The organism is Nitrospirota bacterium, assembly GCA_040755395.1.
In the GTDB taxonomy this organism is placed as follows: Bacteria; Nitrospirota; Nitrospiria; order Nitrospirales; family Nitrospiraceae; genus DATLZU01.
The window spans coordinates 122849-143113 of the sequence record JBFMAX010000007.1; the positions used below are offsets into that span (position 1 = coordinate 122849).

Annotated in this window: 13 protein-coding genes and 1 pseudogene; all 14 read left to right on the top strand. The window is 56.2% G+C overall.

The window, feature by feature from the left end:
* Window positions 1-15 precede the first annotated feature (15 nt).
* The 14 genes and pseudogenes from AB1555_12300 (at window position 16) to AB1555_12365 (ending at window position 20246) form a co-directional block, all read left to right on the top strand.
* Complete coding sequence (locus tag AB1555_12300) at window positions 16-1845, top strand: tetratricopeptide repeat protein (protein ID MEW6247469.1); 1830 nt, start codon at window positions 16-18, stop codon at window positions 1843-1845.
* A 286-nt stretch (window positions 1846-2131) separates the two neighbouring features.
* Complete coding sequence (locus AB1555_12305) at window positions 2132-2992, top strand: transposase (protein ID MEW6247470.1); 861 nt, start codon at window positions 2132-2134, stop codon at window positions 2990-2992.
* A gap of 128 nt (window positions 2993-3120) precedes the next feature.
* Window positions 3121-3393, top strand: coding sequence for a hypothetical protein (locus AB1555_12310; GenBank protein ID MEW6247471.1), 273 nt, complete (start codon window positions 3121-3123; stop codon window positions 3391-3393).
* 297 nt (window positions 3394-3690) lie between these two features.
* Window positions 3691-4194 carry a prepilin-type N-terminal cleavage/methylation domain-containing protein gene (locus tag AB1555_12315; GenBank protein MEW6247472.1) on the top strand — a complete coding sequence of 168 codons (504 nt, stop codon included), beginning with the start codon at window positions 3691-3693 and terminating at the stop codon, window positions 4192-4194.
* 396 nt (window positions 4195-4590) lie between these two features.
* Window positions 4591-4815: pseudogene (locus AB1555_12320) on the top strand (prepilin-type N-terminal cleavage/methylation domain-containing protein).
* 544 nt (window positions 4816-5359) lie between these two features.
* Window positions 5360-7321: an O-antigen ligase family protein gene (locus AB1555_12325; GenBank protein MEW6247473.1), complete on the top strand. Its 1962-nt coding sequence runs from the start codon at window positions 5360-5362 to the stop codon at window positions 7319-7321.
* On the top strand, window positions 7318-8262 hold the full coding sequence (locus AB1555_12330) for a hypothetical protein (protein MEW6247474.1): 945 nt from the start codon (window positions 7318-7320) through the stop codon (window positions 8260-8262). Before AB1555_12325 ends, AB1555_12330 begins: the two co-directional genes overlap by 4 nt.
* A 36-nt stretch (window positions 8263-8298) precedes the next feature.
* Window positions 8299-9234: an ABC transporter ATP-binding protein gene (locus AB1555_12335; GenBank protein ID MEW6247475.1), complete on the top strand. Its 936-nt coding sequence runs from the start codon at window positions 8299-8301 to the stop codon at window positions 9232-9234.
* An 18-nt stretch (window positions 9235-9252) separates the two neighbouring features.
* Entirely contained in the window at window positions 9253-10017 is a 765-nt protein-coding gene (locus tag AB1555_12340) for an ABC transporter permease subunit (GenBank protein MEW6247476.1), read from the top strand.
* 801 nt (window positions 10018-10818) lie between these two features.
* Window positions 10819-12357 (top strand): glycosyltransferase family 39 protein, encoded by a 1539-nt coding sequence (locus tag AB1555_12345; protein MEW6247477.1) that lies wholly within the window; start codon window positions 10819-10821, stop codon window positions 12355-12357.
* Window positions 12358-12475: 118 nt separating this feature from the next.
* Entirely contained in the window at window positions 12476-13243 is a 768-nt protein-coding gene (locus AB1555_12350; GenBank protein ID MEW6247478.1) for an ABC transporter permease, read from the top strand.
* A 21-nt stretch (window positions 13244-13264) separates the two neighbouring features.
* Window positions 13265-14503 carry an ABC transporter ATP-binding protein gene (locus AB1555_12355; protein ID MEW6247479.1) on the top strand — a complete coding sequence of 413 codons (1239 nt, stop codon included), beginning with the start codon at window positions 13265-13267 and terminating at the stop codon, window positions 14501-14503.
* Window positions 14493-15359 (top strand): class I SAM-dependent methyltransferase, encoded by an 867-nt coding sequence (locus AB1555_12360; GenBank protein MEW6247480.1) that lies wholly within the window; start codon window positions 14493-14495, stop codon window positions 15357-15359. Before AB1555_12355 ends, AB1555_12360 begins: the two co-directional genes overlap by 11 nt.
* Before the next feature lie 3 nt (window positions 15360-15362).
* Entirely contained in the window at window positions 15363-20246 is a 4884-nt protein-coding gene (locus AB1555_12365; GenBank protein MEW6247481.1) for a glycosyltransferase, read from the top strand.
* Window positions 20247-20265: the final 19 nt, after the last annotated feature.

Consider the following 20265-nt stretch of genomic DNA (forward strand, 5'->3'; position numbering starts at 1 on the left):
GTACGGTCCATGAACATGGCTGCCGCAATTGTCGGTCTCACGCTCAGGACACTGGGACTCAATGCCTTGATGATTGCGGCGATTCCTTCGATCATTGCCGCCTGTGCCGCCGCTCCTCGCACTGACATCGTATCTCCTCCCGGTTCACCTCCATCAGAAACCAAGCCGGCTTCGGCCGTCGATGCTCGGTCCTCGTATCATTTCATGCTGGGCTACCAGGCTGAGCTGGCTCAGGAGACCGAACGCGCCATCCAGGAGTATCAGGCCGCGTTGCGAACCGATCCCACTTCCCGCTTCCTGAAGGCTCGCCTGGCTGCGCTGTTTTTCTCCGCGGGCGACCTCGCGACGGCCGTGCGCTACGCGGATGAAGTGGCCGGGGGCGCAGATCAGGATGCGCAGTTGTTGGGACAGATCGCCGGAATTTATGCGGGAGCCGGACAGGTGGACAAGGCCCTCATGCTGTTCGATCGCGCGATCGAGATCGACCCGTCCAAGAGCGAGTCGTATTTTTCGAGAGGGTTATTGCTGCTGAATCTCAAGCGCTTCGACGAAGCGACGCAGACCATCGAGCGGGGCATCAAAATCTCGCCTGACTCGCCGGTGGGCTATTACTATCTTGGTCGCGTGGCGATCGAGGCAAAGCAGCCGGATCGAGCGATTGCCAGTTTCGAGCGGGCCATGGCCGTCAATCCAGCGTTCGAGCCGGCTTACATGGCGTTGGCTTCGGCGTATGAGTCTCAACAGAACCGTGAAAAGGCCATCGCGGTCTATCGCAAATATCTGCAACTGGTGAATCCTCGCGGGAGGGAAATTCGTCAGCATTTGATTCGACTGTATATCAACGGGAAGGAATACAGGGAGGCGATGGCGGAGTTGGAAAAGGTCCTTGCCGATGATCCCTCGGATCTCGACGCCCAACTTCGGCTGAGTTTAATTTACGGTGAACTGAAGGAGTATCAGAAAGCGATCGAACGGCTAACACAAATTTTGGCTGTCCGTCCGGCCGAACTGAAGATCAGGGACTACCTGGGATTCATGCTTGAAGAAACCAAGCAATATGACAAAGCAGTGGAGGCCTATACCTACAATCTCAAGCTGGACCCGAACTATTTTGACAGCCATCTGCATTTGGGAGTTTTGCTGTACCGGTTGAAGCGGTTCCCGGAAGCTGCCGCGCATCTCTCGCAGGCAGTTCAGTTAAATCCCAAACAGCCTGAGGGGTATTTGGTGCTCGGGCTGACCTATCTCCAAACCGAACAATACGAATTGGCCCTGCAAACCTTCGAAGAAGGAATCCGTTATAACCCCGCCAATCCTGATCTGCATTTCAATCTCGGGACGGCGTATGACAAGCTGAATCGGTTCGACGACGTGGTCCGCGCCATGGAGACGACGCTGAAACTCGATCCGAAGCACGCGGATGCGCTGAACTATCTTGGGTACAGCTACGCGGAACGAGGGATCAAGATCGAGGAAGCTGTCGCGCTGACGAAGCAGGCCGTCGCGTTGAAACCGAACAACGGATATTATGTGGACAGTCTCGGGTGGGCGTTCTTCAAGATGGGATTGATCAACGAGGCGCTCGCGGAAATCAAGCGAGCAGTCGATCTGGTCGGGGACGATCCCGTCATTTTTGAACACTTAGGCGAAATCTACCTCAAGAAAGATCTGATCTCGGAAGCCCGGGAAGCCTGGCTTCATTCTCTGGAACTCGATCCCTCCAATATCAAATTGATTGAGCGCTTTCGCGAACGCGGGATGGGAGATCCGACCCAAGAGGAGCGTGTCCGACAGGCTCAACGAAGGGTTTCGGAGAACAAGTCCCCCCAACACGCAACGCCGTGACCTTGCTGTTTGACGGCAGCCACAAGGGCCTCTCTCCCTGTTTACCGGGTTAATGTTGTAGTACATGCATGATCCTAGATGGCACCAGCTACAAATGTGACCTAGGGCGAGAAGCACTGTCAAAGCAGAAAGTTGTTGTCGGCTATTGTAAGCCAGTTCAAAAGCACGTTAGCAGTGCAAGGATGAGGTATAGTCAGAAAGTGTGGAAATAGGAAAAAGGCGGTGGCAACCTTTCGGGTGACCAAACCCACCGGGCTGACGCCCAGCCATGAAAGGAGGCACCGCCGTGAAGGAGCAGACTACAGCAGCCCCGTCCGCGTCAAGGCAGGCATGGTGGGACCATCTGGAGGCCTTTGCCCGGGGCCACATCCAACGGTGGGTCCAATCGCTCTTGGAGGAAGAAGTGACGACCGGGCTGGGACGTCCGAAGTCCGCCCGACGGGCGGCCGTCGATGCGCCGGCGGGATATCGCAACCGGTACGGCAAACCGCGGAAGCTGACGCTCACGTGTGGGACGATCACCGTGCGGCGGCCACGGGTGCGGGGCCTGCCCGAACGCTTCGTCAGTCGCGTCCTGCCGTTGTTCAAGCGGTGGACGAAGGAGGTCGGCGAGCTCCTGCCCAAGTTATACCTGCATGGCTTGGCGCACGGAGACTTTGAGCTGGCCTTGCGGGGGCTGTTGGGCGAGGGGGCCCCGCTGTCGACGGCCTCCCTGCAGCGACTCAAGGCCCAGTGGCAACAGGAATATGACACCTGGAAGACCCGGCGGCTGGATGATCTGGAGGTCGTGTACGCGTGGGCGGACGGGCTGTACGTCAAAGCGGGGTTGGAGGACAGTAAAGCCGCGCTGCTCGTGGTGATCGGGGCGCTGACCGACGGTCAGAAGATGGTCCTCGCGGTCGACAGTGGCCAGCGGGAATCCCAGGAGTCCTGGAGTGCCGTCCTGCGGGATCTGCGGGCGCATGGCCTGAAGCCCTGGCGGTGCACGGTGGCCGATGGCCATCTCGGGATCTGGGCCGCGCTTGCCGAGCAGCAGCCGACGGCGGCCGAGCAGCGGTGCTGGAACCATAAGATCGTCAACGTGCTCGATGCGATCCCGACGAAGTACCAGGCGGAGGCCACGACCTGGCTGAAAGCCATTCCGTAGGCGAGACTCGGGCCGAGTGTGATCGGCGCCGGGACCAGTTCAGCCGCCGGTACCGCGCCGTGGCCCCGAAGGCCGTCGAGCGCTGACACGCTGATGGGGAGCGCCTCATCACGTTCTATCAGTTCCCGATGGAGCACTGGCGACACCTGCGGACCACCAACGTGGTCCAGTCGCCCTTCGCCGCCGTGCGGCTACGGACGACGGCGGGCAAGCGGTACAAGCGGGTCGAGTCCGCCACAGCGTTGATCTGGAAGCTGCTCCAAGTGGCGGAGTGCCACTTCCGGCGCCTGAATGCCCCGGAGCTGCTGCCCCTGGTCTACGCCGGCATCCAGTGTGTCGATGGCGTTCAGCAACCGGTCACAACGAAGGAGGCCGCCGCCTCATTCCATTTACACACCTAGTGACAAGACCTCTGCAAGGATAGTTTAGATACACTGAGTATCTTTTTTGATTCAGTTGACAGTTCCTTTCTATCTGTCCCAAATTTCATAGGACCGCCTCCCTGATTTCTTGCCAGTTTTTCAGTGCCAATTTTTGTCATCCCTGTTACCAAGGTACTGATTGATTCTATAGCTTCAGTAATATTCCTCCATGTGCGATTTCATAAAAACCTTTCCTTTCAACGGACTCCCTGTAGGATTAGAAAAAGGTGCTAATTGGCATGGTCTCTGCACTGAGTTATTCACACGCAAGATGGTATGTTTATGATGATATCTGTGCGGACTCAACAGGGCTTTACCTTGATCGAGTTGCTGATTGTGGTAGCTGTGCTTGGTATTGTCTCCGCGATCGCAATCCCCAACTTTATACGATATCAAGGGAAATCTCGACAGTCAGAAGCGAAGACCAATCTGGGCGGGGTGTTCGTAGCAGAGGCTGCATATTACGGCGAGCAGTCGCGGTATAGCAATTTCGGGGATATAGGCTTTGCGGTAGCCGCCTCCACTAACCGTTATACTTATCGGTCTCAACAGACCACTGTGAGTGGCGGCGTTGTCAGCCCCAGCACGGTCTTTTCAATTAATGCAGGTATTGGGTCCGTCACTCCCGAAAACACAGTGGTAGCAGCGGCCTCGAGCGGATCAGGGTTCACTGCGACTGCAACTGCCAACTTGGACAACGACCCGACCATTGACCAGTGGCATGTGAATGACATCAAGCAGAATCTCCAGATGCCGGATACCGATGACGTGTCTGGATAAGTGCGGCGGGTCAGTCCAGACAAGCTCCTTTTCCCCATGTGAGCTTATCAATGACGTTTCTGGGTGTCTTCGAAAAGAGGCATGCTCTTTGTGCACGACATGTTTCTTTCTTTGCGTCCACGTCCTTCGGGCAACCAACTTGAGTGACAAAACTTGACTCTCATGACCTGAAAAGGGAATTCCTGTAGCCGAGTTCCCAAGGCTCATTCAGAGAAATCGGTTAAAATACGCTAAATAACGATAGGTTGTAGAATTTAATGACGCTGCAGGATGGACGGCATAGAACGTGCTTTGTTTTCTCTGCAAATGGTCGGATTAAGTGTCCGGCCAGGATGTTGGGTTCGGGAATCTATGGGACCGAGGGTTGAACCATTTTTTAAAGAGGGAGGAGGACAGATGCTGAAAGCAATACGAGGACAAAAAGGTTTCACTCTCATCGAGTTGATGATTGTTGTGGCCATCATCGGGATCTTGGCGGCCATCGCAATTCCCAATTTCCTTCGTTATCAGGCGAAGTCTCGTCAGTCGGAGGCGAAGACCAACCTGGGCGGAACTTTCGTGGCCGAAACTTCTTACTACGGCGAACAGTCGCGGTACAGCAGTTTCGCCGACATAGGGTTTACGCTGGCGGGGTCGTCCAACCGTTACACCTATCGATCTCAGGCTACGACCGTAACCGGTGGTGTGATCAGCGCTGGTGCAGTTCAGGTTATCAACGCCGGTATTGGGACCGTGACTCCTGAAAACACAGTCGTGGCGGCGGCGTCATCAGGAACTGGATTCACGGCGACCGCGACGGCTAACTTGGACAATGATCCCACGATTGACCAGTGGCATGTCAACGACATCAAGCAGAACCTGCAGGCTGGGGACACGGACGACGTGCTTGGATAGACAGTGGCAGGTTAGTGTTGACTGGAGCCGGCGGGGAGAGAATCGTTCTCTCCCCGTTTGGTTTTTTTGCAAGGCCGGTTACATCGTCGATCGAACGGAATGATCGTATTGTCTGCTCGCTGTGTCTGGTAACGGGGTGACAAATTCGGCGGACGGTACCTCCTGCTCAGGTAAGCCATTTCTGCCTCGCACTCCTGTCCGGCTCGTTCTTCTCATCAGCCTCCTAATCTTTGCTCCTTTGCTAGAAGGCGGCACCACGCACCTAGCGGTGATGATCATTCGTCTGGCTGTGCTCCTGTTGGCTACGGTCTACCTGGTGCAGGGAATTGGGCAGGGTTTCTTTTTGTGGATTCCACTACGGATCAACCAGCCGATTCTGTGTTATCTGGCCCTTGCACTCCTTTCGGCGGGACTATCTCCCTACAAGCATCAAACTGTGCAGTGGGTGGTTGTCTTATTCACCTATGCGGCGCTGCTCTATTTGATTGTGTTTTTCGTGACTGAATGGGATCATGTCGTAAAACTGCTCGCCGTCGTCGTCGGGATTGGAATCATGGAAGCTGCTTTGGCGCTTATCCAGAGCGGCTGGTTTAGTGCGCTTCGACCAACGGGCACGTTCTTTAATCCCAATTTTCTTGCGGGCTATCTTGCGGCCGTTGTGACCGTTATTGTCGGTGTCCTGTGCTATGCAAGAGTTGGAATGCCTTGGGTTGATAGAGCCGGAAACCTGCGAAAAGAGCTGCTGTGTGCGTCATGGCCTGCGAGGCGTATAAGCTATGCGCCGCTGACCGAAATACTAGCAAGCATTGCGGCGCTTGGTCTTTTGCTTTCCGCGATTCTTTGGACCGGTTCGCGCGGGGCGGTCTTGGGCCTGCTAGTCGGCGTGTCGCTGGTCGCAGGATTTCGCTTCGGCCGCCGTGGGCTCGTTGTTCTATTGATGATTGTGGTCACCGGTCTAGTGATTCCCAATCCCTTGCGAACCAGAGTGATAGCTGAGCACACGATGAATCCGGTTGCCTATACTCGCATCCACATGTGGAAGCAATCCGCTCGCATGATGGTTGATCACCCGTTCGGTGTCGGGCTGGGACTTTATCAATACGTGTATCCCCGATATGCATTCCCGGTGGGAGATCAAATCGCTCGATATGGAAAGATTGCGCAGACACCTCATAGTGAATACCTGCAGATGGGTGTGGAGCTCGGAGTTGCGAGCGTCGTGGTGTTTTGTTGGGGTATCGCCACAGTCGGACAAGCCGCTGCATCAGTGCTGCGACTCCGCCTGCGCCGATGGCAACGCGGGACGATCGCGGGTGTAACGGGCGCAGCAGCGGGAATCCTCGTTCATGCCGCCGTAGACTCCAACCTGCATGAGCCGGCCATCGCGATTCTCTTGACCCTGTTCGTAGCGATCATCTTGGTGGCCGAGCGACTGTCTAGGCGCCATGAGGAACGAACGAAAGCAATCGCTGTGAGGCCGAAGTGGGTCTGGGCTGTCGCGGGGTTCGTCGTGATCACTGTACTTGCAGTTGGATTCGTGCGCCTGGGGCTTGCGTGGGTAGCATATGAAGCAGGGTTGCGTGCCCAGGCGGCAGAAAATATGGAACAAGCAATCACCAAATATCAAATGGCGATCGCGCTCGATCCAGGCAAGGCCCTCTATCACAATTCTCTGGCGTCTATCTATTTCTGGATTTTCCAGAAGATCGGAGATAGAGCGGCCGCCGAGGCAGCGATGGACGAACTCAGAGCGGCTATCGAGCGAAATCCCGTTGATGGACGTCTCTTCGCGTTGCTGGGATTTGTGCATACCTCGATGGCATCTTCTCGGCTCGCGTCCGAGTCACCGGATCTGAGGCTTTCCTGGCTGCGGATCGCAGTGCGGGCTTATGAGCGAGCCCTGGAATTGGAGCCCTACTCGGCCTTCGATCGTTTGGAACTGGGGCGACTGTATCTGGCTTTGGGTGATCGCCGCACGGCCGAGCAGCGTGTCCGTGAGGCAGTTGAGCTGGAGCCGAATTTTCTGCCTGGACGGGAATGGTTGGTCCGGCTTTATGTGAAATCCGGACGAGCTGAAGATCGAGCTTCGGCCTTGCAAGAGTATCGGGAGATTCTCGATCGTCGGCAGCGGTACAACGGATGGGCGAAAGATGCACTTGAAGAGCGATATCTCAGGGCGAACGTCGCTTCCTTGGCCGCACAGTTAGGGCAAGCGGGGATGGACCCGTCATGAATTCGGTTGAGCGCCAATCCTTCATGCACGCGATCCTTGCAGCGTGCTTGGTCATTGGTCTCAGCGCAGCGTCGGTGGGAACGTTGATCGTGATGGAGCGCCAACGGCCGGCAGAGATCAGAGCTGCGGAGCTCTCGTATCTGCCGAGAGGCGAATACCTGAAGGTTGCCGTTCTAGGGTACAGGCAGCTCGCGGCAGACCTTATCTGGCTCAAGGCGATCCAGCATTTTGGCGGGCGGGATGCGACCCGATCCGATTATCGGTGGGCTTATCATGCGGTTGATGTCGTGACGGATCTCGATCCCAAGTTCGTGATGGCCTATCAAGCAGCGGGAACCATTCTGGGCGTATGGGCTGGCTTGATTGAAGAAAGCATCGCCATCTTGAAAAAGGGCATGCAACATAATCCGGACGTCTGGCAGCTTCCGTTCATCATTGGCTATGACTACTTCTATGAACTTTGCGATCACGTTTCAGCCGCGGAGTATTTTCGCATCGCCTCGCTGTTGCCAGGGGCGCCTGAGTATCTCCCGAAGCTGGCTGCTCGGATGACGGTCGAAAGCGGTGATCCGGACGCCGCCCTCGAATTCCTCCAGCGGTTCTATCAGCAGACCAATGACGAACGGATGCGCGAAGCGCTGGCGCAGCGGATGAAAGAAGTCCTCGCGGAACGGGACATCCGGTTTCTCGAGGAAGCGGTCCGTCGCTACCAGTCCCGCTATCACAAGCGGCCGCAGAAACTTGCCGACTTGGTCACAGGAGGCATTATTGCCGAGCTGCCGCCTGATCCTTTCGGTGGAACGTACCGGTTCCATTCAGCCACCGGAACTGTCTCGAGTCCAGGCTTGCGGGAACGGTTACGTGTGCATCGCCACGTGAGCTGCCAACCTGCGTCGCGGAGAAGCCAGGAAGCAACCGGAACGGGTCAGGCTGGCAAGTGACTAACTAGGTGCCCCCGACATGAGTGAGGTCAGAACGTGGATGTCATCCTTGTCGAAGACTTGACGAAATCCTTCAAGCCGAACTGGCCCTGGCAGACTCCCATCACGGCGCTCGCAGGCCTTTCATTCTCAGTGAGCCGGGGAGAGATCTATGGATTCCTGGGACCTAATGGTGCCGGCAAGACGACGACGCTAAAGATCCTTATGGGACTCATGCGGGCGACGAGCGGGAAAGCCGAAGTCTTGGGCAAACCGGCCGGCGATGTCGAGACCCGTCGGAGAATCGGCTTCCTTCCGGAGTCACCTTATTTTTACGATTATCTGACGGCGGAAGAGTTTCTTGCGTTTTACGGACATCTCGCAGGGCTTGGAAGTACTGAGCTTGATCGCCGAGTGACCGACTTGCTCGAATTGGTGGGATTGACCGAAGCGAGGACCAGACAGCTCCGGAAATTTTCGAAAGGGATGTTGCAGCGGATAGGGCTGGCGCAGGCCCTCATTCATGATCCCGAGCTGATCATTCTCGATGAGCCGATGTCTGGCTTGGACCCAATCGGACGCAAGCAAGTTCGCGACGTGATCCTGAGTTTGCGGGACCAAGGGAAGACCGTGTTTTTCAGCACCCACATCATTCCGGACGTCGAGATGATCTGTGATCGAGTCGGAATCGTCGTCAAAGGGAAACTGCTCGCCAGTGGTCGGGTTGACGAGTTGGTGAGCGGGAATACCCGCTCCGTAGAGATCGTTTGCGAAGGATTGGCGCCCGACCAGGTATCCTTTGTGGCGCCGGACGCCGCGCGCGTACTGACCAGGGGGCGGCAGTGTCTCATTGCGCTGCCCGTTCCGGATCGGCTGGAAGAGGTGCTGGCAGGAATCCGGCGACATGGCGGGCGGTTGATCTCCGTCACTCCGCAGAAGGGCTCTCTAGAGGATCTCTTTCTGTCACAAACCGGTATGAAGATTGAAGAATAGTCCTTAGCGAGGTCGGTCATGTGGAGTGTCATTGTGATCGCATTCAACACCTTTCGTGAAAACCTGCGCGACAAGATTCTGTACAACCTCCTGTTCTTCGCGATGTTGCTGATCGGCGCGTCGGTGCTGTTGGGGGAGCTCACGATCGCAGAACAGAAAAAGGTCGTGACCGATACAGGACTCGCCGCGATCAACCTGGTGGGAGTGTTGATCGCCGTGTTCGTCGGCATCGGACTTGTGACCAAAGAAATCGAACGGCGTACTGTGTATACCATCATGGCAAGGCCGATTAGCCGAGTGCAGTTTCTGTTTGGCAAGTACTTTGGCCTAATAGTAACGCTGCTGGTCAACGTGCTGATCATGCTCGCGGTCTTTATCGTCACGCTGTTGATGAATCACTCGCCAGTTCATCTGTCGCTGTTGCAGGCGGTCGAGTTGATCTTCGTCGAATTGTTGCTGGTGACCGCGTTGGCCCTGTTCTTTTCCACTTTCAGCTCCTCGACGCTGAGCGCCATCATGACGCTGGCATTCTATGTGATCGGCCATTTGACCACCGATCTCAAGGGGATCGCCGAGAAGACCAAAAGCGAAGCGCTTAAGTCGATCATGACTGGATTGTATTATGTCTGTCCGAATTTGGAGATGCTCAATGTGAAGGGCCAGGCCGCGATTGGAATAGCCATCCCGGTGGCGTACCAAGCGATGGCCTCGGCGTACGGGCTATTGTACGCTGCGATGCTAATCGCAGCTGCCTGTACAGTCTTTCAGCGACGTGATTTCTAAGTGAACGCTCAGCCATGTGCTTGCCTTGCTAAGATCGGAAGCCGGTCAACAGCGTCCTGAGCGTCTGGTGTATAGAACGGAGTAGCTTCCACCTCATCGCGGGGATGCTTTCGATTTCTGTCAGCGTAGATTTCTATGGGCCAAAGTTCAGTCGCCTCTTTGGACAGTTCTTGATCCTTGTAGGGAACAGGAAAGATCATCTTTTTGCCACATCCAGCGAAGCCTGCGGATTGGAAAATCGGTCTTTGAAACCTGGTGTTCGTCCTTGCACGAAGTGACTCAGAGTGGGGGGCAAGTTGTCCTGGAAGAATTCAGAGAGTGCTCGGAATGGAACTAACAACTAAACAGAGCTGCGAACTAGCCATAGTCATAGCGCTGGCGAGCGTGGTGACTGCGGCGGCGGTTATGGCCGGAAGGTTCGATCTGATATCGGGCAATCGAGCCGGAGAACTCTACGATAAGAGTTACGCCCAGGTCCAGTCGCGGATCAGCTCGCAGGACACGATTGAGGGGGATTGGGAGATTACCCGGCAGGGATTACGCCTTATGCCCGGCCGGTCTGGGATAGTCACGGTACGAGTCCAAAACGACCACGAAGGGCGACTGGTCGTGTTTCTCTACGGTCGTACTAATCCGGGGTTCCATTCGACCCTTTCGATTTCTAGCGACGGACGGGCATTCCGTGAGGTAGCGCATGTCGACTCCTTGGAGGGCACATCTATTAACTTTCCATCATTGGCAGCAAGCCGAGGAACTATATGGATTCGATTCCAGGGTCATATGGAGCCTCAGGTAGGATCAGTGGAAAGTGCAGTCCTATCACGCCTGCGCGTTGTTGTCCTGAAGCCTCCGCTCCGTTTGCCCAACCTGCCTATTGCGGCGCTGGCAGTCCTCACACCGGTGTCGGCGTATCTAATGCGGGTGTTGATCCGCCCACAAGGGGCGTTGCTATACAGCCTTGCAGTGTTAGCCGCCTTGGCGGCAATGGTGGAAACGATTGCGCACACACGGGTAAGTGATGAGCTCAAGTGGTGGGAAGCTGTCATGATCAGTCAAGAGATGGACGGCTATTTCATAATCCCATATGTGTTGCTGATAGGAATCTTTGGCTGGTATGGACGCATGTGGCAGGTGTCTGTTCCGGGAGAACGAATGTGGTCATGGTTTTCCATGGCAGGCATCCTCGCTGTCGGTGGGAGTTTTCGACTGAAGCGGCTGGTCGAGGTAGCCTGGAGCAGGCTTGATCCTGACGCGATCGGATATATGCAGCTGGCCGAGAAGATGCGGAGCCCCTACGATACCGGATCTCGAGAACCTCTGTGGATTTGGATGATCAAAGGCTGGTTCTGGCTCACAGGTGACTCGACTGTGCATCTCCGCCTGCTCACTGTGTTCTTGTCGTTGGTTCTGATCCTGGTCGCCTACAAGTTGTTCCGAGATTACACTGGGCAACCACTAGTCGGTCTCCTGGTCGCTGCGCTGCTTAGCGTGAATCCATATCTGATCAGTCTGAGCGTGCGGGGACTGCGAGAGGAGGCGTATCTGATCACTGTGATGGGTTTTGTTTACGCAGTGTTGGTCAAAGGAGACCAACTGGGATGTAGAAGTCGGCAAATTGGACAAGCACTGTTTGGCGCAGCGGCGCATCTGCTGCGGTTTAACAGTTACACGTTTGTGATCCCTCTCCTTTTGCTCTGGGCGTGGCGAGAAAGGGCAGGAAAATGGAGATCCGTGCTGCTTCCGCTGGCGCTCATTGCTGCCGTGTCAATCCCCCATCTTGTGCATAACGCGAAGACGTTTGGCGATCCTCTCTATAGCGTCAACGTGCATTTTGTCTGGCTTCGTAATGTTGAGTTTGTGATTCTGAAGCAAGTCGGATGTGCGGGATGTCCGAGTCGCGAGCAGATGGAGGTAAATGCCACCCCTGGACCGTCGCTGGGTGCCTTCGAGTATTTGTTCGGGTTGCATAGCGTCGAAGAGATTCTCAGTCGAACACTCCAGGGGTACGTTGACATGTATTTGAGGCCCACGGATCAGTTCGAGATTCAAATCGGCACACAAGCGCACCCAGCCTACGTGTTTTATCTCCTTGGGCTTGGACTGCTTCTGTTTAGCCAGCACAGAGAAATGATCGTGGTCATTGTACTGTTGGCGAACGCGGTTCCGTTCGCAGTGTCTCTCGGAATCGATCCTCGACTAGGTGTTCAGACGGTCCCGTTTGCGACCTTTATATTGGCCTATTCCATCTGGTGGTCGTTCGAGCAGGTTGCCCGTTACCGGAATACGGTGGATGTGTCGGCTTGGATGACTCGCTGTCGGACGATGCACGAATTTCGATAAATCTCATGTGCAGACCAGCATAACGGCGATCCCGACTCACGCCAAACTAGACCGCGCTGGAACGTCTCAGGCGTCGCGCCTAGGGGGAGAGGGCAGACCCGATATGAAAGACCATCTGATGCGACTCATCCGATATCGGGGGCTTCTTTGGACGCTCGCGTTGGGAGAACTGAAGGCGCGCCATCGGCAGACCGCGCTAGGCGTGCTGTGGGCTCTGGTCCAGCCGGTCTCGATGATGTTGGTCTTCCTGACCGTCTTCTCCGTGTTCGTCAAGGTTCCGGTCGAAGGCGTCTCCTATGCGGTGTTCGCTTACACAGGATTGTTGAGTTGGCTGTTTTTTGCAAATTCCCTCTCATTGGGATCGTCCAGCATCGTAGCCAACATGAGTCTCATCACGAAGGCCAGTTTCCCGCGCGAAGTCATTCCTCTGTCGAGAGTTCTGACCGTCAGCTTTGATTTTTTGGTCGGTGCCACGGTCCTCGGCGTTCTGCTGATTCTTTCAGAGGTTCCAGTTTCGTTTGCCTGGCTTGCGGTGCCAGGAATTCTGGCTATTCAAATCATGTTCACGACCGGGCTGGTGTTACTGGTCTCCGCTCTCTACGTGCTCAAACGGGATCTCGGAAGTCTGTTACCGCTGATCCTTCAGATATGGATGTTCCTCAGCCCAGTGGTATATCCGGTCGAGGTGATTCCAGAACAGTATCGAACGCTCTACATGGTGAATCCGATGGCCATGATATTGGAGGCTTATCGCAATGCTCTGCTCCGAGGAACGTTGCCGCCGCCCGAATTGATTGTGTTTTCGTTGACGCTGGCTAGCGTCGCGCTGGTGATGGGATATGTCTACTTTAAGACTGTGGAACTCAGGTTCGCGGACGTGATGTAGGCTGTCATGCGTTCATCAGGGATGGTCATCCAGTTCGACGATGTTTCGAAGTGCTACAACGGACTTCCGCCCACCCTTCTACGCACGTTCTCTCGATTCTTTACACCATCAATAGACTCGGCTGGCAACGGGAGTGGCGGGAAACAATCCGAATTCTGGGCGATCCGGCACCTCAGCTTTGAAGTTGAGCACGGCGAGACTCTCGGAATCATCGGGTCCAATGGAGCTGGGAAGAGCACGATTTTGAAATTGATCGCTGGCATCACCGCTCCGACGACAGGCCGGCTCGCCGTGGAAGGACGGGTTGGGTCGTTGATCGAGTTGGGCGCTGGTTTCAACCAGGATTTGACCGGGCGCGAGAATATTTATTTGAACGCTGCCGTGCTGGGGTTGACCAGACGGGAAATCGAACAACGCTTTGACCGGATCGTGGCCTTTTCAGGGCTGAAAGACTTTTTGGATACGCCGGTGAAGTATTACTCCTCTGGTATGTACGCGAGGCTGGGGTTTGCGATCGCCGTTCACGTGGAGGCCGATATCCTGCTAACGGATGAAATTTTGGCAGTTGGCGACGCGGCGTTTCAGCGCCAATGCTACGAGAAATTTCAGGACTTGAAGACCTCGACTACGATCGTCCTTGTCTCGCATGATTTGGCACGGGTGAAAGAGATATGTACGCGTGTCCTTTGGATCAATGAAGGGTGTCTGGAGCGCATAGGGAAGCCCAATGAGGTGGTGGACGCGTATCTTGAGTTTGTCCGACTAGAACGGGAACAGAAGCTTAAAGGAATACGCCCCTTAGGTCCGGAGCCCGGGGTAAGGAGATGGGGAAGCGGAGAGATCGAAATTGTGAAGGTCACCACACATGATGCTCATGGACAACCACGGACTGTTTTCAGGACATGCGAGGATCTCATTGTCCGCATCTGTTATCAGGTGCACAGGCCGTTTCGCGATCCTGGGTTTGGTGTGAAAATTCATGCCGCAGATGGGACGTGCATTCATGCGACTAACACGTTCATGCGGGCGACTCGTGTGGCCATTAATGCTGAAGCTGGATCAATTGAGGTGCGCTATTCAAAGTTGCCGCTCTTAGCGGGTCAGTACTGGCTCACAGTGGGCGTTGCCTCCGAAAACAATTGGAGCGCACCCTACGACGTGCGGGAATTTGTTCAACACTTCGAGATTGTGACAACTCACCCAAACGTGGGGTTTATCGTCCTTGATCATGAGTGGAGTGTGACTGGTTATGCATGTTGAGCGCATCATTCCCCATCTGCACTATGGTCCATCCTATTCCTCCTACGCCGAACATCTGGGCCGGTACATGTTTGTGGCCAGGCTACTTGGGCCGACTGCCACGGTGCTTGATTTAGGATGCGGGAGCGGATACGGCGCCGCGTATCTCGCCGAAGCATCGGGACGAACTGTGATAGGTGTCGACCTGTCCGCCGAAGCGATCTCCTATGCCAGGAACCATTGTCAGATGCATCGACTTAGTTTTCTCAGAGCTACAGCGCCGATGCTTCCGATAAAGTCAGAAAGCGTGGATGCCGCGATCGCACTGGAGGTTATCGAACATGTGAAAGACGCAAAGGCTGTTGTGTGTGAAATCAGACGGATTCTGAAGCCCGCGGGCATCTGTGTGGTTTCGACTCCGAACCGTCTCGTCAATGGAACAGGTATGACTCCAGACAACCCATATCATGTTCGGGAGTACACTCCGGAAGAGTTCAGAACCCTGCTCCGCGTCGCCTTTGCCGAATTCTCGCTCTACGGGCAGGCCTATACGCCCGCATTCCTCGCTTTTCAGGAGAACATGAGGCGTATCTGGCACAACTTGTCTCTGATCCCTACGCTTTTCCACGAACTGCACGCGTTAAGGTCCCGGCTAGAGAGGGATGAGCGGTTGATAGGTCTAGCACTGTTGAGGAAGTTAAAGCAGAAGCTCGCCCGGAACAAAAAAGAAACAGCCGCCGTTTCCCCTGAGCCAACAGCAGATGTCGAGCGGGCCTTTCGTCATATGCAGGCGCTGGTCAACAGCATGGCGGATCGGGAAGTCACTCCCTATGGGATCGAAAAGGCACCGGTGATCGTGGCCGTTTGTCGAGCGTGAGATATGAAAATTCTAGTTGTTCAAAGCTGCGACGAGACTCGATTTCGAGAGGCGGTCCAACTTGCCAAGTCTCGCTGGCCGTCGGCGTCCATCGCAGGGCTGGTGGACGAGGCGAGGGCCGCTGAGGTCAAGAAATGGTATGACGGAGAGTCAATCCTGGAGTACAGAGATCGTAAAGGGAAGAAGCCTGTTCTCACACCGGAGACCCTAGCGCGCATCCGCGCTGAGCGATTTGACATGTGTCTGCTGTCGTTCCCCGACCGTTTCGGGGTGCGGTTTTGGACCTTCCGCCTGTTGCCCGTGCTCGCCGGTATCCCTCGAGTTGTGGCGATCAATGGACAGCAGGCGGTCTCCACGTATGGACTAGCGGTGTGGTCTCTGATCACGGTGCTGACCTGCACACTGATGAGATTGACCGAACTGCGTGTGCCCAAGCCAATCCGGGATCGGGCTTCCATCTATATGGATTATCTGATGATCGGCTTGCTGACCATTCTGGCGGTCGGAGCAGCGGGGTTGCGGAAGGCAGGCCTGCATCCAGGACTTAGACGGAAGCACCTAGGGCATCAATCTCTCTTCATTTTTGTCCCTTTGTTCGGCCTGGGCGGCGCGCAAAAGGTGCTTATCAATTTCCTTCGCCGACTCGATCATAAGAAGTACCGCGTCCAGGTTTGCACCTTAGATACCGTTTTCAAGTTCTTCGAGCCAGAAGTTCGCCGACTGAATGTTTCATTCAGTTATCTGCCATGCGTTTATGGAGTTCCTTACTGGAAAATCATTTGGGCGCTCACGCGACGACTTCATCAGGAGTCGCCGGATGCCGTTATTGGCTGGCTGCCGTGGGCGACGGTGTTTGCCTCGATCGCTGGCTCACTGGCCGGCGTGCCAAGAATCGTGACGTCCTTGCACAGCGGAAGCCCGGCCAGACGTCAGACGGCGCCGTTGCCGTGGCAACGGCCGCTTGATATTGCCATGGGGTACTTGGCCGACATCGTGCTTGCTTGCTCTCATGCCTGCCGGGAGGATTACATCGCCTGGGCGCGCATCCCACCTGAGAAAATTGTCACCGTCCATAATGGTGTCGATGAGACCGAACTGCACCCGCCGACGCCAGACGTCCGCAAGGCCATTAGATCGGGCCTGGGAATCGAGACCAAACTCGTAGTGGGTATCATCGCGCGACTATCACCGGAGAAAGACCACCCGACGTTCTTCAAGGCGCTCACGCTTGTCCGGCAAGCTGTGCCGTCGGTCCATGCACTTGTAATCGGAGATGGGAACGACCGGGAGCAGCTGATCGCCGATGTGGAACGGATGGGTTTGGCGGATTGTGTGACCTTTCTAGGGGCTCGCACGGACGTGCTGGATTTGCTCGGTGCTCTTGATGTCCTTGTGCTCACGTCCCAGACAGAAGGGATGCCGCTGGTGCTGCTGGAAGCCCAAGCGCTCCTGGTCCCGGTCGTGACCACCGACGCCGGAGGCGCGCGGGAGGCGGTGCTCGACGGGATCACTGGCTATGTTGTGCCTTGCGGAGACAGCACACAGCTTGCCGCGCGCGTCATACGGCTTCTCAAGGACGAACCGCTTCGCCGGTGCTTCGGTGAGGCTGGACGCAAGCATGTCTTAACCCAGTTCGGAATCGATCGGATGGTCGCGGCCATTCTCCAGCATTGCGGGATGGGTTCGGCTACCGAGGGTATGGCCGGGCATGAACGCACTGCGTCTCGGCTATTGGACGCTCATGAACCGGTGCGGGGCCTATCCGGTTCAGTTCGTTGTGAGCGGAACAGCCAAGGAGTGATGCGGATCATCCTGCTGCAGTCCTGCAGGTTCTCTCATTTCTTGTCCGCCGCGCAGGCGGTCGCGACGCGCTATCCTGGAGCCATGCTGATAGGCTGTGTCCGCGATACAGATCTGCTGCGTGCGCGTACCACAGGGCTGTTCACCGAGCTCCTACCTTTGGCTATGGACGGTTCGGTTCTGGTACCACCGGTTGGAGAGAGACAATCTGTTGATCTTTGTGTGGTGCCGTTCGAGAGTCGTCTGGGTGTCTATCATTGGACCTACCGCCGAATGCCGATGACCTTCCGGGTTCCACTCATCGCGTCTTACAACGGCCGTGGACGACTCCGCGTATGGAATCGAAGGACCTGGATGGTGAACAGCCTTCTGATTTGTGTGGGAGTTCGGGCGGTTCACCGGCCTGCGTTGTGGGCCTGGTTGCATCTGCGGCGTTGGCTCGATGTGGCCGGGTTGTTTGGCTTGGCCGTGCTCGCGAACGCGATTCGAGGCCTGACGACGCTCGGGTTGTATCCAGTACGCCGCGCAGTGGCCAAACGGTTGCCGACAGGACGGCAACGGGTGGTTCTATTCATTCCAAGCCTCGGCATGGGCGGCGCTCAACGACAACTCGTGACGTTCCTCGAATACCTCGACCGTTCCCGATGGGAACCGGAGGTCGTCATGCTCAATCTGCCTGACAAATTTTTTGATTCTGACGTCCGAGGCTTGGGTGTGCCGGTCACCACTCTTAATTCGCATTACGAGTTCTGGATGATAGGGGTGACCTGGCGGCTCATGCGCTATCTCTATGCCAAGCCGTGCCACGTTCTCCACTGTTGGATGCACTATGCGATGATGATCGGCTCTATCGCCGGGACTCTGGCAGGCACTCCGACGGTCATCGGTTCCGTGCGAAGTGAGCGTCCAGGCCGGTTTCCTTGGTGGTATCCGAAGTGGCAGCGGAGCATCGATATGCTCACCGTTCCGTTGCAGACGACCATTATCGCGAACTCGCGCAGGGTTCGCGAGGAGAACCGGCAGTGGGCCTTCATTCCGGAACGGAAGCTGCGCACGATCTATAACGGCGTTCCGATCGTACAGGCGAATCCACGCGATGCTGCGCAGCAGCAACGACTCAGAGCCGAACTGGGTCTGCCGGCGCATGCGCCGCTTGTGGGTATCGTCGGTCGACTCTGTCCGGAGAAGGATCACGGGACTTTTCTTCGAGCGGCCTTTCGGATTGCGCAGATCCGGCCGGATGCGCGCTTTCTCCTTGTAGGAGACGGTGAGATGCGAGACGAACTCGAGCGAAGCGTTGAACGGCTGGGACTTTCCGGGCATGCAATGTTGCTAGGCAAGCGAACGGATGTGATGGGCCTGATCCAGCTTATGGATGTTCTGGTGATGTCGTCGACGACCGAGGGATTCCCCAACGTTTTGCTTGAAGCGGCTGTGGCCAATACCCCCGTTGTGACCACTGCGGCTGGAGGAGCGGTCGAGGTAGTGCAGGATGGTCAGACAGGGTTCATTGTGCCGGTCGGCGATGCGGGGGCCATGGCGACGCGTGTGTTGGAGCTCCTCAGAGAGCCGGCGTTGGCGAAAGCGATCGCGGAGGCCGCGCTGGATCGTGTCCGGCGGTGCTTTTCAGCAGACCGTATGGCGTCAGAGATTCAGACCTGTTACCTGGAAAGCGCTCAGGTCCATGTAAAGCGGCTTACGGATGCTAACCGGAAGCGTGTCTGCTTCATTTCGACTCATGCATACGGCTTTTTCCGACCTTCCTCCGGCCTTCCCGTCGGCGGGGCAGAGATCCAGATCTGCAGTTTGGCTAATGAGTTGGCACAAGACAGGAATCTCGCGGTTTCCGTGCTGACAGGGGACAGCGGACGGGCAGGAAAAGAGCAGCATGGAGCCATCACCATTCTTCTGAGCAAGGTGTTCGGCAAGCTTCAGGTCCTGACCGATGACCCACCGGAGGCGGCGAGCTTGCAAGCCGGCAGGAAGGCGGCGCCGGACACGGTCTGGGGGTGGTTCGAGCGGGGAGTCAAAGCGTGGTTGGATCGACTCCCAGCTTGGATGGCTTCGGGAATTCGTTGGATTGTTCGCAAAAGCTATATATGCCGTGAGTTGATCGTCTCCGTAGTGGGAGGGCCGCTTCGCTGGCTGGTCCATCGCCAGCGCGAGCTGCGGGAGTTTTTCGAATGGGTCAGGGAGATCCGTTCGGCTGACGCGGATGTGTATGTTATGCGATGCGCCTCGCCCCAAGTGGGGTATGTACAGCGTGCGTGCGCTCTGTTGCGACGCCGTTTCGTTTACATGGTGGCCCACGAAGACGATGTGTCCGGAGCCTATGCCGAGATCCATGGAATCTGGGGCAAACGCTTTGAAGGGGGACTGCGTCGCGCGGATGCGATTGTCTGCCAACATGAAGATCAGCTGACTCTGCTTCGGTCGCGTTACGGTCGGGAAGGAGAATTGATCAGATCTTTATGCCCTATTCCGGTGCGATGCAAGGGCGAAAGGCAGCGGAGGGGAATTTTGTGGATGGCGCGGATGGACGAGTGGAAGCAACCTGAACTCTTTCTAGAGTTGGCCGGCCGCATGCCGGAGGCCTCTTTTCTTATGGTAGGTCGGCCAAGCGACATTGATGTGGCCGCGATGCCCCGGCTTCAGAGGCGGATGAACGGGCTCGCGAATCTCAGGTGGGTGAAATGGATGCCGTTTGAGGATACCGTTCGGCTGTTTGAAGAAGCTGCGATATTCGTCAACACGTCGCGTGTGGAGGGATTTCCCAACACCTTTCTTCAAGCTGCAGCCTGCGGGACGCCGATCGTGTCGTGGGCGGTTAACCCCGGCCGGATGCTGGAGCGTTTCCACATGGGGTATTGCGCGGATCAGGACTGGGATCGATTCGAACGCTTCATTCGTGAACTGTGGGCAGACGAGCCGCTGCGGACGATGATGGGGGAAAACGGTCGGCGGTACGTGCAGGAGCAGCACAACCCGGCTGTCATCGCCCGACAGTATGTAGAGCTCTTCACCAGCCTTGGGAAGGACGGTCTCTCCGCCATGCAACATGTGAGGCTGGCGACCCGAGCTGAATGAATGTTCCGGAGCGGGTCTC

Bases quoted from the DNA above. Each gene is read 5' to 3' on its own strand.
- AB1555_12300 (MEW6247469.1), top strand. From the start codon at position 16: ATGGCTGCCGCAATTGTCGGTCTCACGCTCAGGACACTGGGACTCAAT.
- AB1555_12310 (MEW6247471.1), top strand. From the start codon at position 3,121: ATGGAGCACTGGCGACACCTGCGGACCACCAACGTGGTCCAGTCGCCC.
- AB1555_12315 (MEW6247472.1), top strand. From the start codon at position 3,691: ATGTTTATGATGATATCTGTGCGGACTCAACAGGGCTTTACCTTGATC.
- AB1555_12325 (MEW6247473.1), top strand. From the start codon at position 5,360: ATGATCATTCGTCTGGCTGTGCTCCTGTTGGCTACGGTCTACCTGGTG.
- AB1555_12330 (MEW6247474.1), top strand. From the start codon at position 7,318: ATGAATTCGGTTGAGCGCCAATCCTTCATGCACGCGATCCTTGCAGCG.
- AB1555_12340 (MEW6247476.1), top strand. From the start codon at position 9,253: ATGTGGAGTGTCATTGTGATCGCATTCAACACCTTTCGTGAAAACCTG.
- AB1555_12350 (MEW6247478.1), top strand. From the start codon at position 12,476: ATGCGACTCATCCGATATCGGGGGCTTCTTTGGACGCTCGCGTTGGGA.
- AB1555_12355 (MEW6247479.1), top strand. From the start codon at position 13,265: ATGGTCATCCAGTTCGACGATGTTTCGAAGTGCTACAACGGACTTCCG.
- AB1555_12360 (MEW6247480.1), top strand. From the start codon at position 14,493: ATGCATGTTGAGCGCATCATTCCCCATCTGCACTATGGTCCATCCTAT.
- AB1555_12365 (MEW6247481.1), top strand. From the start codon at position 15,363: ATGAAAATTCTAGTTGTTCAAAGCTGCGACGAGACTCGATTTCGAGAG.